Source organism: bacterium (assembly GCA_023230585.1).
In the GTDB taxonomy this organism is placed as follows: domain Bacteria; phylum Ratteibacteria; class UBA8468; order B48-G9; family JAFGKM01; genus JALNXB01.
On record JALNXB010000046.1, the window covers coordinates 1 to 14,986 of the forward strand.

Consider the following 14,986-nt stretch of genomic DNA (forward strand, 5'->3'; position numbering starts at 1 on the left):
ATTCCGTCTTTGCGAGACGTTTTTTGGCGTGGCAATCCCGCCGAAGGCGAAAAAGGAATGGGTGGAGGCTTTTCTACTTACGGTCTATGAAGACGAAGGTCAGACCTCCGTAAAGAACACCGAGGACCGACCTTCATCGCTAAATTAGCAGAAAGGAATGCGCCCTCTCTTTGCCTTCTCCCCCCAATCTGTCATTCCGGAGTTGATCCGGAATCTCATTTTTACTACTTACGTTACGGGGGTAGGTGAGAGGTCCTGAAACAAGTTTAGGAAGGATGACAAAATTAGGCGTTCAAGCAAGATGGTAAAATACGAATATATGTAGAGCCCTCTTTCAGGCTCATCTTCTATTATAAAAGACTAACTATTGACAAAAATATGTTCATATTTTACTATAAATAACAATAACATTATAAGGAGAAGAAAGCCCGATGCAACACAAACCGGAAAACAAGTTTGAAAATATCGCTCAACGTATAATTGTAACAGTAGTTGTTCTACTTGCTCTATTTATTCTCAACAAAGGTATGACTGGTGAGTTACCCCAGGTTTTATTAATGCTAAAAACCCCTAAAATGCAGGTTTTTACCATCGTTTTACTGGCAATACTACTTGAAGGTTTAACATTCCTTCTTCTTGGTTCTTGTTTATCCGGAGCGATTGAGGTTTTTGTTCCCGGCGAGTTTCTTGAAAAGCGTTTCCCAAAGAAAAAAATACCTTCAGCATTATCTGGAGCTTTATTGGGAATAGTTTTCCCTGTATGTTCTTGCGGAAATATTCCTTTAACAAGACGTCTTATCAAGAAAGGGGTGCCTGTTACTGGTGCAATAAGTTATCTTCTGGCTGCCCCTATAATTAACCCAATAACTGTTGCTTCCACAATAATGGCTTTCTCTTCATTAAAAAGTATATGGTTGGAAAGAGTAGGAATAGCTTTTTTGGTTGCCTGTATAAGCGGGTTGATATTTAGCAGATACGACAAAAGTCAAATACTTAAAGATTTATCTACGGAGGCAGATTCTTGCTCTCATCACCACACGTCTCAAAACAAAATAGTTCGGGTATTACAACACGCCGAACACGATTTTTTTCTGACAGGAAAATACTTTGTTATAGGTGCAATAATAGCAAGTCTTTTTCAGACGGTTATACCTCGCACCATATTGGGAAACCTGGGGCAGAACCACTTCCTTTCTGTTTTACTGCTTGGATTACTGGGAATGCTTTTTTCTCTCTGTTCTTTTGCAGACGCCTTTGTTGTAAGTACGTTTAGTTCCTTTCCATCTGTTGCTAAAGTAGTTTTTATGACAGCTGGTCCAATGATTGGTGCTTCAATTATGTTTCTATATTTCGGAGCTTTTAAGAAAAAATTTACAGGTAGGTTAATTTTAACTGTTGCCTGTCTACTATTACTTATTTCTGTTACAAGAATTATTATGGGAGGATAGAATTGATGTGGAAAAGAGAACCTTTATACCGATTTTTAGTTATGTTAATATGGGCTATTTTCCTTTTCATTCTTCTATTGAGCAGAAGATTTAAATTATTTGTCAACGCTATTTATAGCCCTCTTTTAGTTGTTGGGTTCATAATTTTTCTTTCGTTGATTGTTGCTGGATTTAATAAGGTTAAAGCCAAAACAGCAGACCAACTTACAGCCACAAAATTCCTTACCTATTTTCTTATGTTTTTTCCCATTCTGTTGGTTCTTTTAGTTAACCCAACAAGCCTTCCTACTTCTGCTGCTACAACCAGAGGTATAAGCACAACCCTTTTAGGAACTGATGCAAATTTGTTAGATACCTTACAATCTCAGTTGGAAAGCCAAGAAGCTTTTAAAAAATTTAACCTTAAACAATTATTATCTCTTGCTAATAACGAACCAGAAAAGATAGATGGTCTACAGGTTGTCGTAGAAGGGTTTGCTTTTAAAGATGAAACCTTACAAGCCGGTTCAATTATGCTTGTCCGTTTTCTTATTACATGTTGTGCCGCTGACGCTACACCTTTAGGCATTGAGGTGTACCCTGATGAAAATTCAAATTTTTCACCAGATATGTGGGTACGGGTGTTTGGTACTATTGGTTTTGAGAAGGGCGTTCCTGTAATAAAACAAGCCAATGTTACACAGTCACCTAAACCGTCAAATGTTTATCTTTATTAATTAATGGAGGTGTTATATGTTGAAAAATATATGGGAAAAATTGAGCCATCATCTACCTTTTACTATTTTAAGTGTTAATATAGGGCTTATTATAGTTGGGTTTATGACTTTCCTTGCACACCTTGTAGGGGTTGAAGATTTCTCGCCTTATTCACAAGAAATGTTCCATATTTTTCATCCATCGCACCTTCTTTTCTCAGCTATTGCTACCACTTCTATGTTCTGGCAAAACGAGAAAAAGGTGATAAAAACTGTAATTATAGGTTTTGTTGGTTCAGTAGGGATTTGCGGTATAAGCGATATAGTTATACCTTATATTGCAGGGCTTTTGATGGGAATTAAAATGGAGTGGCACGTATGTATTGTTGAGCATCCTATGTTGGTCTTACCGTTTGTTATATTGGGTATCCTTGTTGGTTTTCATGCACACGGCACCTTGGAGAAACAGGAAGGAGTAATTTTTTCTCATTCTCTACATGTTCTTATTAGTTCTATTGCTTCTATCTTGTATTTGATTTCTTACGGGATGACCCATTGGATACATAGTATCGGAACTATTCTTATTTATATGGTACTGGCAGTAGCTATTCCATGTTGCACAAGCGATGTGGTTTTCCCTCTATTATTTGTAAGAAAGGGTAAGCAGTCTTATTAAGAATAATTTTTTACAGGATACTGTTTTTATTTGAGAACTCTCTTGTTAGTAATGTTTTAAAAACTTAAATAGTGTAGTTTAATAATAAAAAATCAATAATTTTTGTCAAACAACTTTTTTTTGTGTTATACTTTTCTTTTCAACAAGGCTTTACCTCAGATGTTTCAATAAGGACATCTTGCTTAGTTTTTCAAAAAATTTGTAGTAGCCATTTTTTTTATTTTTATTCATCATTTCAAAATTTCAGGTTTCATTATGACAATAGAATCAATTTTATTATGGGTAGCAGTACTCCTTTTTGTAAGTGTTATTTCTAGCCGAATATCGGACAGGTTTGCTATCCCTGTTCTATTACTATTTTTAGGCATAGGAATGTTATCGGGTTCTGAAGGAATCGGCGGTATTCCTTTTGATAATGCTTCATTGGCAAAGTCTATAGGGTTGGTCTCCCTTATTTTTATTATATTTTCAGGCGGTATGGATACTGAATGGGAAGACACAAAACCGATTGTCTGGCACGGTGTTGTTTTATCAACGTTTGGAGTTCTTATTACAGCTGTCATTACCGGTTTTTTTGCTGTTTACATTCTTGATTTCTCTATATGGGAAGGAATGCTTTTAGGTTCTATTGTTTCTTCTACTGATGCGGCTGTTGTTTTTGCTGTTCTTAGGTCAAGGCGGGTAAGTTTAAAAAAGCCTATGAAACCATTATTAGAGTTTGAATCTGGCAGTAACGACCCAATGGCGATTTTTCTTACTACCGGATGTATAAGTTTACTTACCATAAAAAATTCTGTTCCATACTCTCTCTTCCCAAGATTTTTATTAGATATGGGAATGGGAGCACTTACCGGATATTTGATGTCAAAAGCCATTGTCTTTACTGTAAAAAAGATTAAACTCGACTATGAAGGGTTATACCCTGTTGTAACAATTTCTCTTGTTCTATTTACTTACTGCATTGCTGTGTTAATGAAGGGTAACGGTATTCTTGCGGTCTATCTTGCAGGGTTAGGTATGGGGCAGAAAAGTTTTCCGCATAAAAAATATATTAACAAATTTCACGATGTATTATCCTGGATTTGTCAGATTGCGATGTTTGTAACCCTTGGTATGCTCGTATTTCCATCTCATTTATTACCATTAGCAGGGGCAGGTTTGCTACTTACTTTTCTTCTTATGTTTGTAGCCCGCCCTATAAGTGTTTTTTTGTGTTTACAACCATTTAAAACAAGCCGAAGAGAAAAAACTCTCATCTCTTGGGTTGGGTTAAGAGGTTCTGTACCCATTATCCTTGCTACCTTTCCTTTTACTGCAGGCGTGCCTCACGCTGATGTATATTTTAATATAGTATTCTTTGTAGTTATTATTTCGGTTTTTGTTCAAGGTGCGTCTATTCCATTTGTTGCAAAATTATTAAAATTAGACGCTCCTCTAATTGAGAAAAAATCCTACCCTATAGAATTTGAAAAAATTGAGGGTATGGCTGCAAAATTAGTTGATATTGTTGTGCCTTATGATTCACAGATTGTTGGAAAAAAAATAGAGGAATTTTGTTCTCTCCATAAATGTATAATTGTTCTTATTTCGAGAGGCGATAAATATTTGATGCCTTTTCCTGCTGTTGTCCTTGAAGAAGGTGATGTGCTCCTTGTTTTAGCAAATCAGGAAGATATCAAACAATTGCAAAGTGTTGTAAAAAAGAGCAGAACCGCCTAAAGTTTAACCTTTCTTTTTTTGTTTACACTCCTTTTATTTCTTACCTTATTGAAAAAGTTTGACAAAGAAAATATATAGATGTAAACTGAGAAAAGTATTTTCTCACTATATCTCAATAAGATCTAAAAGGAGAAGATGGATTTCAAATTTGAAAATCTTGTATTGATTGTAGGAACAAACCCTCTACCAAACTATGTTGTAGCCAACTATTTTATCCAGAAAAACATCAACCTAAAAAAAATATATCTTCTTCATTCTGAACAGACCCATACTCAAGCAGGAACTAACACTTACGCCGAGAACCTTACAATTCAACTTACCGTTTTAATCGAAAAGTTAGGAAAAAAGATTAAAGTTGCTTTTCAAAATCTACAGATAGAAGATGTCGCAAAAAAAAGTAGTATAAAAAGAGTTGTGCAAGACCAGATAATCGATAAAATTGAAGGTTGGAGTAAAGTTCATCTTGATTATACTGGTGGAACAAAGAGTATGACCACCTACACATATTTAACTTTCCATAATAATAATAAAAATTTAGAGATGTCTTATTCTTACCTTGACGCAAGAGGGTATAAATTAGTGTTTGATAACTCTTATATTGAATATAATCTACTTAAAATTGTTAGCATTTCTTTTTCTCAACTTATAGGATTACACGGGTTTATAAGGAGAAATACGGATAAATACGAAATATTAAAGACCTTTGAAGATCCTCTAAAAGAGTTTTCAAACTTAATTGAAAAAGGCAATATAAACAATTTTTATAATAAAAAAGACGGGTATACAAGAAAAATATATTTAAACAAGGAAGGCAAGTTAGACCCAAGCGTAGATGAATCATCAGTTAAGTTTAAAGAACATTACTCTTCAACAAACCCCATTAACTCTGAATTTTCTTCTGTTGTTGGGCATATGAACGCAGATTTGAAAATCTTTAATTCAGAAGGAATTTTTAATTGTAAGATATCAAAAAAAAATTTAACAAGGGCAGCAAAGTTTCTTGATGGTGATTGGCTTGAACTTTATGTGCATCAACTTTTAAAAGAAAAACCTCTTTCTGATTACGAAAATTTGCTTGATTGGGAGATAAAGAAACCTGTCTGGAAAAATAATTATTTTCAGATAGATAATATTTTGATGAAGGGTTACCAGTTGATAGGTATTAGTTGTACTACTGCTTATGAAAAATCTCTTTGTAAAAATAAAGGGTTTGAAATTCTTCTTAGAACCCAGCAAATAGGAGGCAGTGAAGCTAAATCTGTTTTATTAACAAGGATGCCCAAGCAGAACGTTGAAACCCTACAAGAAGACCTTGTCGTTGATACAGGAACAGGTAGGAATAATATAAAAGTATTAGGAGTAGAAAGTTGGAAGAAAGATAAATTTATAGAAGAAATAATAAGTTTTATAGAGTAAAGGAGGGTGAATATGTCAACAGCCGTTCTTATGGATATTATGTCTATACAGAGGTATGTTTTTAATTCTAACGCTTTAAAAGAAAATCTTGGCGCATCACATAATATAGAACATTTTTACGATATTTTTAATCATATTAAGGGTTTTACAGGTGGAGGTAACGCCTTACTCTTGTTTGATTCAAAAGAAAAAGCAGAAACAGAAATTAAAAAGTTTATGGTTGAATCTCTCAAGAATTACCCAGGATTAACTATTTCTTGTGTTTGGGAAGAAAATTTTGACGAAACTAATTATAAAGAATCTGTAAAAAATTTATTTTTTAAAATGCAAGCCGAAAAGAACAAAAACATTCCAATAACTTCTTTGCTTGCTCACGGAATTACATCTGAGTGTCCAAGAACAGGTCTTTCTACTGAAACATTTAATAAAGATGGAAATCAGCCCGAAAAAAGCGGGTATATCTCTTCTGTCTCTTATTCAAAAATTGCCTCTGCAAAAAAAGCAGAAGAATCTGCACAAAAAATACTTGAGAAGATGGGGTTAACAGAAAAATATGTTTTTAGTAACGAACTTGATAAACTCGGGCAGGAAGAAGGCGTAGATTCTTATATATCTATTGTTCATATTGATGGTAACGATATGGGAGCAAGGTTTAGTGCTTCGAATTCTTTAGAAAAATCTAAAAATCTTTCAACTTTTTTAAAAGAGTTAGTAAAAGAATCTTTCAAAAAAATTATCTCAACGATAGATGTTGAAATTGATGGAATAAAAGATTGCTTATCTTTAAAAGAAGAAGGTGGGAAAATAATTTTACCGGTTCGTCCTATAATTATGGGAGGCGATGATGTTACCTTTGTTAGCGAAGGGCGTCTGGGGATATATCTTGCTTCAATTTTCTTAAAAGAGTTTGAAAAAGGAGAATTACCTGACGAAGAAAAATTCACTTCTTGTGCTGGTATTGCTATTGTAAAAACAAAATATCCTTTTTATAGGGCTTACCGCCTTGCAGAAGAACTTTGTAGGAGTGCAAAAAATACCAGAAAAGAGAAAAGGCAAATCAACCCTTCTATCAATTCTTCTTTCTTTGATTTTCATCTTTCATCAGGTGGTCTTGCTGGAAGTATAGAAGGCATAAGAGATAAACAATTTAGAAACGCTGAAGGAAACAGTGTTCTTTATAGACCTTATGATATAAGAGATTTCGAAGGAGGAAATGAAAATATAATTTCTTCAATAAATCAAATGAAGAAAAACCTGCCAAATTCAAAAATAAAAGAATTACAACGTGTTTTAACACTTAGTAAATCAGAGCAGGCAGATTTTTTAGGACATATGAAATTTAGGCAAATGAAATACAAGAATGAAAAACTGCCTTTAGTGTTAGGGGTAAATTACCAAAATAATTTGTTTGTAAATAGCAGAACGCCTTTCTTTGATATGGTAGAGATGATGGGCTTAATCCCACAGTATGTAATTGAAAGAGGAGAATTTTAATATGGGAAGATATAATTTTAAGATAAAACTTTTGTCAGACACAATAATTGGTTCAGCAGAAGGGTTTAGTTCAACAATAGATAACGATGTTATATTTGATGAAGTAGGGTTACCTTACATACCATCTCGTAGAATAAAAGGTATATTAAGAGATTCAGCTGAAGAGTTGCAAGAGATGTTCCAACAGAGCGGAATAAATTGGGATTTTAATATTGAAGAGATATTTGGTGCAATCGGTACAACAAACTATCCAACTCGTTTTCATCTTTCAAACTTTTTTCTCCCAGAATACAAAGAAACAAAAGAATATTTAAAAAAGTGTATAGAGAAAAAACAATTTGGTCTATCTCCTAACAGCATAATCAACTTTTTTTGTAGTTTAAGAAACCAGACAAGTATAGATAAAGAAAAAGGGACTGCAAAAAAACATTCACTCAGAACAAGTAGAGTTGTCAACAAAGGGTACGAATTTTGGGGTGAAGCCAACTTTGATGATGAACATAAGGAGATAATGGGGCTTATATGTGCCAACATAAGAAGAATGGGCACCAAACGTAATAGAGGATTTGGCAGAATTAGCATACAACTTTTCAATACTGATAAAACAAAAGAAATAAAAGAAGAAAGTTTTGAATCTCTGGAGGTGAAACTATGAAACAGATAAAATTTAGTATCATTCTTGAGAACCCTATCCTTTTAACAAAAATGGCTGGAGATATGAATACAGTTGAATCTATGGATTATATCACAGGCACATCTATCCTTGGTTTTTTCGCTGGGCTTTACCTAAAAGATGTTGGTTCAGCAAATGATGAGTTTTATTCAATTTTTTTCAGAGATAAGGTGATTTTTCCTAACTCTTACATATCTATCCAAGGCGAAGAGTGTTACCCTATACCTTTTTCAATACAGAAAAAAAAGGATAATCCAGATAAAATTTATGATTTACTTATAACAGAAGAGACAATGACTTCTCCTGTGAGAGGGTTTGGAAATATTGAAGCAGACTATTTAAAAGAAGCTCAAATAAATAAAACACTACATTTCCATCAGGAAAGGGATAGAAAAAAAGGGTTTTCCAAACAGGGAATAATTTTTAATTACCAATCAATAGATGAAGGGCAGGTCTTTAAAGGGGCTCTTATTGGAGAGGAAAGCTATTTACAAAAATTAAAATCCCTTATATCTTCCGATAAACCGTTATATATTGGTCGCTCAAAAACAGCTCAATACGGCAAGGTTTCTCTTGAGATGGGTGAGGTTGAAGATTTTAAATCTACTACTGATACATCTAAAATGCCTGTAACTATGACAATGTTGTCAGATACAATACTTTATAATAAAAACGGGTTTTCAGAGGTAAAAACATCATTGATGGAGGAAGAACTTGGTGTAAAAGTTTTAAACTCTTTTGTAAGGAAAGATATTTTTGAGAACTTTATTTCTGTATGGAGAGCAAAAAAACCAATGGAAAATGTTTTCAAGATGGGGACCTGTTTTCTACTTGATAAACTTCCTGAAAAATATAAAGATTTAGAGGTTTTTGGAATAGGAGAAAGGGTTTCTGAGGGTTTTGGAAGAGTAGTTTTTAATCTTCAAAATATTGGAGAATTTAGAGTGCCTGATAAAGAACCCCCTTTAACTCTACAGACAAACGTTACCGACCTAGCAAAACAAATACTTGTTAAAAATATTGAGGATAAAATTAAGGAAAAGATTATTCTATATGCATACGAGGATGCGTCGACTTTTAATAATAATTCTCCCAACAATTCTCTTATATCAAGATTAATGGGGTTCCTTTATACCCAACAGTCATTTGAAGAAAACCTAAAGAAACTTAGAGAGATAGCTATCAAACAGTTAGAAAACTGTAATAACGGAAACGTCACCTTGAGAGAGTTTTTACAAAAAATTGACGAAAGAGTTGAAACACATAAAAAAAATTCACTAAAAGAATTAAACAAATTTATTGTTAAAGGAACCGATTTTAACTCTGATTCGCCTCACCTTAAAAAACTATATTTAAAAAGTTTCTTTACACAAATGAGAAGGCAGAACAAGACAGGAGGGTGAAAATGAATAAAGAAAGAATACTTATAAAAGGAAAAATAAGAAACTTAACACCTCTTCTGATTGGCTCAGGTATAGGAGATAACTCTGATGTTGATACAATAAGAGATAAAGATGAGAACCCTTATATTCCAGCAACCTCTTTTCTTGGAGCTTTAAAAAGTGCTATTAATCTGGAGGAAAATTATACCAGTGACCTCCTCTGTTTCTGGGGAAACATTTCTAAAAATAACTCTTGCCAATCTAACATTTCCTGTTCTGACCTGGAACTCATAGAGGAGCAAAATGTAGAAGTAGTAATAAGAGACGGTATAAAACTTAATAATAAAACAGGGATGGTAAAAGATAAAGGGAAATACGATTTTGAGATTATCCCTTCTGGAACCGAGTTTAGGGTAGAGATAGAGATAACTTCAAACGAAAATAATTATCTTTTTCATAGGAAGATGGCAGGCACTATCCTTTCTACACTTGAAAAAGGTGTTTCTCTCGGCGCTAAGGTCTCCTCAGGGTTAGGGAGAATAAAGTTAGTAGAAAAAAAATCTTTCATTTACGAGTTTAACAACAAAAAAGATATACTTGCTTGGCTAAAAAAAGAAGATTTATCAGAAGACGTTTCAGCACAACTTTTAAACGACAAGATTTCTGTTGAGGAAAACACTTTTTCAATTTTAATGGAAATGGAAATAAAAAACTCTCTTATTGTTAGGAGTTACTCAGAAGACCCCGAAGCCCCTGACTCTGTCCATATTAAAGACGCAGGAAAAAACGTTCTACCAGGGACTTCAATCAAAGGTGCATTAAGAGCAAGAGCAGAAAAGATAATCAATACAGTTCTTGAAGAAACTAAATCAAAAAATTTTATAGAATCTCTATTTGGAAATGTTGAGGAAGATGAAGAAGGTAACGAAAAACCTGGTGGTTACACAATACCATCAAGTTTTATAGTAGAAGAAGTTCCAATTGAAGATGTTGTTGATAACGAATCACAATATAGAATAAAAATAGATAGGTTTACAGGAGGAACAATAGAGGGCGCACTTATGGACAATGCCCCTCTTTTTACAAAAGAAAATGTTTCCAATATAAAGAACCTTAAGATATCTTTGATAAGAAACCCTCTTGATAGCCAAAAAGGGCTTCTACTTCTACTTATGAAAGACCTGTGGACATCTGACCTCCCTATAGGAGGCGAAAAGAATATCGGGAGAGGGGTTTTTAAAGGTGAAAAAGTAGTGATTATGGACGCTGAGAAAAAGATAGAAATTTCTTCACCTGAAAATATTAAGAACGATGATATAGAAAGATTAAAAAAATTGGTAAAAAGTTTTGCTAAAAATACCGACAAAGATAGAATAGAAAAACGGCTTGCTTTATATAAAAAAAACGGGAGGCAAGATGAGTAACGGATTAAACCTTAAAAGAATACTATCAGAGTCAAACCCTAAGAGTGTTTCTGAAAATATTCTCGACTTTGTAAAGGAATACATAAAAGAAAACTCTTTTGTAGTAGCGTATCTTGATAACGAAGTTCTTATTGGAAAATATAAAGATGGTGATTTTATTTTGCCAGATAATAAAACTATTGACCCTAAATTTATACAAAAACTAAGAATTTTTAATGAAAGTTGTGAACTTTTAGTTTGGCGAAGCAGACAAACTCTTAAAAGCCGTTTTAGAAAAGATGGAAAAGGAGAAAAAGTATTCGTTATAGAAGCAAATCAGGTTCTTTTTGGAACCCAGAAAGACGATAATTTCTCTCAGGACGGTTTTATATCATATATAGAAGATAGAGGGACAGGTGTAATTTTACCAGATATAGGTCTAATTTCAGATTCCGTTAAAGGTAAGAGAATCGGTATAAAAACTCGAAACTACGTAAGTTATACCGAAAATTGGCAAGCAACCTATGATGATGTGAGATTTGTTGGATTTGTTCAATTAGAAGAGGAGGTAAAATAAATGTCAAAGAAAAAGAAAAAGAAAAACAAATGGATGTCTTTTGAAGATTTTCAAAAAGAGTTTGGAAGTGGGCAGACACCTCCAGAAGCACCTAAAGAATCTCATAATATACAAATAAGATACCAACCGACACCTCAAGAATTTCGCAGTTCACAAAGAAGACGCCAACCTACACCTCCCCAAGTACCTGCTAACAATAAAGCCACAGCGCCTTACAACTTTATACCTTTGAGCGAAAAGGTTGTGAAGTCAGATTTTGATATTACAAACTACCCTTTTAATAAATATCACAAAGATTTAAATACAGGGTATATCGAAGTTGAACTTGAAGCAAAAACACCTTTATATATCAGGGACACAATGAACCCTAAAGAAAGAGAAGAGGAAGATAAAATAAACAAAGACGAAAATAGAACACGTGTTGAATGCGCCAACTCAGATTTTTTCTCACCTGCAGAAAGGCCAAGAATACCGGGTAGTTCTTTGCGTGGATTGATAAGAACTATGGTAGAAATAGTCAGTTTTAGTAAATTTGGGTTTTATGAAGACAAACTTTTGTATTATAGAGGTCTTGCTGATAAATCAAGAGTTTTCAGAACAGAATATAGCAAACATATGTCCTCATGGGATAGACATTCAAAAAAAGCTACTTATAAAATGTCTGCAGGGCTTATGTATAAGCAGGGCTTAAAATATTACATTATACCTGCAGAATCTTTTTCTCAAACAGACAAAAAAGTAGGAAAAAGACAATATTTTATCAAACTTGATGAAAACAGGTATCTTGTTGTCTCAGGAGATATGAACAACAAAAAACATGAATGGATAATAACCTGTAATCCTGATAAAAATAGGACAATTGAAGTTCCAAGACAAGATATTAACGAGTATAAAAACGATAGATTAAGGGATTCTACAGTTATAGATGTTGTTAAAAAAGCATCTACAGATAAGTTTGTTCCTTGTTTTTATGTTAATTGGAAAGATGTTAAAGGAAACAATAGAATATCTTTTGGGCATACCCCAATGTTTCGACTTGCTTACCAGAAAACTATAGGAGACCATATATCTAATTTTTTGAAAAATAAAGATATAGATATTGCTTCAACTATTTTTGGTAACGAAAAAGAGTTTGCTGGAAGAGTTTTCTTTGAGGACTCTTATTTTCAAGGTAATAAAGAGGAACTTTTTGAAAGAGAAGAAAAAACTCCTAAAATTCTTTCAACACCAAAACCCACATCGTTCCAGCATTATCTTGAACAGCAAAACAGTTTTAATTTAAACCATTACAATACAAGCGCAAATATCAGAGGATACAAAATGTATTGGCATAAATCAGGTAAAAATTATGAAGAAATTCCGAGTAAAATTGCTAAAAGCCCTAAACAATACACAAAAATCAAACCAGCAAAAGAAGGAGCGAAATTTTTAGGTAGAATAAGATTTGAAAACCTAACAAAAGTTGAATTGGGGGCACTTCTCTTTGCTATCCAATTGAAAGAGGGTTTATGTCATAAGATAGGTATGGGAAAACCTCTCGGTCTTGGTTCTGTAAAGATTACTCCTAAGTTGTTTTTGTCTGAAAGAGAAAAAAGGTACTCAGATTTTATGTGTGAATTTGTTGAGGCAAAAAATTCCGAGACAGAAACTAAAGAATTTATTGAAAAATTTGAGGATTATGTTTTAAAGCAATTAGGAGAGAAAGGGAAAAAAACATTTTGGGAACTTTCTCGACTTAAAGAGTTGAGTTGTATGCTTGATTTTGAAGGTAGACCTTCTGATGATAACACATCTTATATGAATATAGAACCAGTGAATCAATTTAAAGATAGAAAAACTTTACCCAAACCTTCTGAGGTAATTTAATATGGCAAAAATTCTTATAATAACTGTTGGTGGTTCAGCAGAACCGATTCTTGAATTTTTGGAGGCATACAGACAAGAAGCAGTACTTATATACTTTATTTGTACAGGAGGTCCAGGAAAGGTCTCAACATCAAACCTTGTTGACGGGGATGGAGATGTTTTTCCTGCACCAGAAAAGAGTAACAGTTGCGGTATTCAGATAGGTAAAATATCTAACTCTCGTAAAAACATAATTCAAAGAAGCGGTTATAAGGGAGATTATACTAAAGTTATCTTAGATAACCCAGACGATTTTGAGGAAGTACACTTAAAAATTTCATCAACTATAAGAGAAGCAAAAGAAAGTGGATATAAAATAATATCAGATTTTACTGGTGGAACTAAAACAATGTCAGCGGTGCTGGCAATGTTATCTGTTCTTGATTTTGATATAAATCTTTCACTAACAACAGGGCAAAGGAAAGATACTGAAAAAGTAAAAGGATTTTCTTTTTCTCGTATTATAAATCTTGATTCAGCCAGAGTGAACCAAGTTTTTCAGCAAGCCGATATCTTAACTCAAAAATATCTTTACTACTCGGCAGAAGAACTTTTTTCCAGATTGCTACGTTTTGGGCTTCAGCAGAATATTTTAACCCAAGTTGAGGAAAAATATAATAAATGTATAGCACTCTCTCTTTGGGATAGATTTGATTATACAGGTGCTTTCAAAATCCTTTCTGACAACCCAGACCTTTTTCCAGAAGGCTTTAAATACCTTCTAAAAATATTTGATAAATCCAACTGTTCTAGTTATGAAAAAGTTTTTGACCTTTTTTGTAACGCAGAAAGACAGGCGTATAACGGTTATTACGATAACGCAGTAGCAAGAGTTTATCGTGCTTTAGAACTTTTTGCTCAGATAAGATTAGAAAAAAAATACTCAATAAAAACTTCTTGCCTTGAAAAAAGCATTGATAAAGTAATAGATAAAGAAAAATGGGAATCAAAAAGAAGAGAAGACGGGAAAATACAGATTGGACTTATAGATAGTTACGAACTTTTATTAGAACTATTAGACCCTGTTGGGAATGCCTACAAGGATTATAAGGGTGAACTTTTTAACATACTTAACCTTAGAAACAATTCTAAACTTGCCCACGGAGATAATCCCGTAAACAGCGAGCAGTGGGACGAATTTAGTGATTTCTTTCGCAGTTTTATTGGGGAATGTTGTAAAAATATAGGGGTAACCCCTGAGTATTTTCAACTGCCTAAAACAATATAATAAAAAAGAAGAAATATTTATCTTAACAGAATAATCAACTATCTTTTCTTTGTTTTTCTAACCGCATTAAAAACACTTCTTTAGTAATTACTTTTCCGTTTCAATACCCCGAAGGGTCAAAGTACTTTTATCTTTACGCACCAATTTTACCATCCTGAACTTGTTTCAGGATCTCTAACCTAACCCACGTAAAAGAAGTAGTAAAAACGAGATTCCGGATCAAGTCCGGAATGGCATACAGGGCAATCCCTCGTATTTTTCTTTGTCTGCCAACTACACCCCTCATCCTTTCTTGCCCTACGGGCTTCAGTCAGCGGGCTCACCGACTCGCCCTTTGTGCTATACAGTGCTCATTATTCTTCGCACCAGC

General features: G+C 33.6%; 12 protein-coding genes. All 12 read left to right on the forward strand.

Annotation, left to right across the window (positions count from 1 at the left end; genetic code table 11):
* The first annotated feature begins 431 nt into the window (after window positions 1-431).
* Window positions 432-1,448, forward strand: coding sequence for a permease (locus M0P98_07360; GenBank protein ID MCK9266674.1), 1,017 nt, complete (start codon window positions 432-434; stop codon window positions 1,446-1,448).
* A 5-nt stretch (window positions 1,449-1,453) separates the two neighbouring features.
* Entirely contained in the window at window positions 1,454-2,164 is a 711-nt protein-coding gene (locus M0P98_07365; GenBank protein MCK9266675.1) for a TIGR03943 family protein, read from the forward strand.
* 16 nt (window positions 2,165-2,180) lie between these two features.
* A complete protein-coding gene (locus M0P98_07370; GenBank protein MCK9266676.1) occupies window positions 2,181-2,819 on the forward strand; it encodes a hypothetical protein in 639 nt (212 codons plus the stop codon).
* A 255-nt stretch (window positions 2,820-3,074) separates the two neighbouring features.
* Window positions 3,075-4,538, forward strand: a complete 1,464-nt coding sequence (locus tag M0P98_07375) for a potassium/proton antiporter (GenBank protein MCK9266677.1) — start codon at window positions 3,075-3,077, stop codon at window positions 4,536-4,538.
* Window positions 4,539-4,673: 135 nt separating this feature from the next.
* A complete protein-coding gene (locus M0P98_07380) occupies window positions 4,674-5,954 on the forward strand; it encodes a hypothetical protein (protein ID MCK9266678.1) in 1,281 nt (426 codons plus the stop codon).
* 12 nt (window positions 5,955-5,966) lie between these two features.
* Entirely contained in the window at window positions 5,967-7,448 is a 1,482-nt protein-coding gene (locus M0P98_07385) for a hypothetical protein (protein ID MCK9266679.1), read from the forward strand.
* A gap of 1 nt (window position 7,449) precedes the next feature.
* Window positions 7,450-8,103: an RAMP superfamily CRISPR-associated protein gene (locus tag M0P98_07390; protein MCK9266680.1), complete on the forward strand. Its 654-nt coding sequence runs from the start codon at window positions 7,450-7,452 to the stop codon at window positions 8,101-8,103.
* Complete coding sequence (locus M0P98_07395; GenBank protein MCK9266681.1) at window positions 8,100-9,524, forward strand: hypothetical protein; 1,425 nt, start codon at window positions 8,100-8,102, stop codon at window positions 9,522-9,524. The genes M0P98_07390 and M0P98_07395 overlap by 4 nt, the downstream gene beginning before the upstream one ends.
* A 2-nt stretch (window positions 9,525-9,526) precedes the next feature.
* A complete protein-coding gene (locus M0P98_07400; protein MCK9266682.1) occupies window positions 9,527-10,927 on the forward strand; it encodes an RAMP superfamily CRISPR-associated protein in 1,401 nt (466 codons plus the stop codon).
* Window positions 10,920-11,483, forward strand: coding sequence for a CRISPR-associated protein Csx19 (csx19, locus tag M0P98_07405; GenBank protein MCK9266683.1), 564 nt, complete (start codon window positions 10,920-10,922; stop codon window positions 11,481-11,483). Before M0P98_07400 ends, csx19 begins: the two co-directional genes overlap by 8 nt.
* On the forward strand, window positions 11,484-13,349 hold the full coding sequence (locus M0P98_07410; protein ID MCK9266684.1) for a TIGR03986 family CRISPR-associated RAMP protein: 1,866 nt from the start codon (window positions 11,484-11,486) through the stop codon (window positions 13,347-13,349).
* Window position 13,350: 1 nt separating this feature from the next.
* Window positions 13,351-14,616, forward strand: coding sequence for a TIGR02710 family CRISPR-associated CARF protein (locus tag M0P98_07415; GenBank protein MCK9266685.1), 1,266 nt, complete (start codon window positions 13,351-13,353; stop codon window positions 14,614-14,616).
* Window positions 14,617-14,986 lie beyond the last annotated feature (370 nt).

Bases quoted from the DNA above. Each gene is read 5' to 3' on its own strand.
- M0P98_07360 (MCK9266674.1), top strand. From the start codon at position 432: ATGCAACACAAACCGGAAAACAAGTTTGAAAATATCGCTCAACGTATA.
- M0P98_07365 (MCK9266675.1), top strand. From the start codon at position 1,454: ATGTGGAAAAGAGAACCTTTATACCGATTTTTAGTTATGTTAATATGG.
- M0P98_07370 (MCK9266676.1), top strand. From the start codon at position 2,181: ATGTTGAAAAATATATGGGAAAAATTGAGCCATCATCTACCTTTTACT.
- M0P98_07375 (MCK9266677.1), top strand. From the start codon at position 3,075: ATGACAATAGAATCAATTTTATTATGGGTAGCAGTACTCCTTTTTGTA.
- M0P98_07380 (MCK9266678.1), top strand. From the start codon at position 4,674: ATGGATTTCAAATTTGAAAATCTTGTATTGATTGTAGGAACAAACCCT.
- M0P98_07385 (MCK9266679.1), top strand. From the start codon at position 5,967: ATGTCAACAGCCGTTCTTATGGATATTATGTCTATACAGAGGTATGTT.
- M0P98_07390 (MCK9266680.1), top strand. From the start codon at position 7,450: ATGGGAAGATATAATTTTAAGATAAAACTTTTGTCAGACACAATAATT.
- M0P98_07395 (MCK9266681.1), top strand. From the start codon at position 8,100: ATGAAACAGATAAAATTTAGTATCATTCTTGAGAACCCTATCCTTTTA.
- M0P98_07400 (MCK9266682.1), top strand. From the start codon at position 9,527: ATGAATAAAGAAAGAATACTTATAAAAGGAAAAATAAGAAACTTAACA.
- csx19 (MCK9266683.1), top strand. From the start codon at position 10,920: ATGAGTAACGGATTAAACCTTAAAAGAATACTATCAGAGTCAAACCCT.
- M0P98_07410 (MCK9266684.1), top strand. From the start codon at position 11,484: ATGTCAAAGAAAAAGAAAAAGAAAAACAAATGGATGTCTTTTGAAGAT.
- M0P98_07415 (MCK9266685.1), top strand. From the start codon at position 13,351: ATGGCAAAAATTCTTATAATAACTGTTGGTGGTTCAGCAGAACCGATT.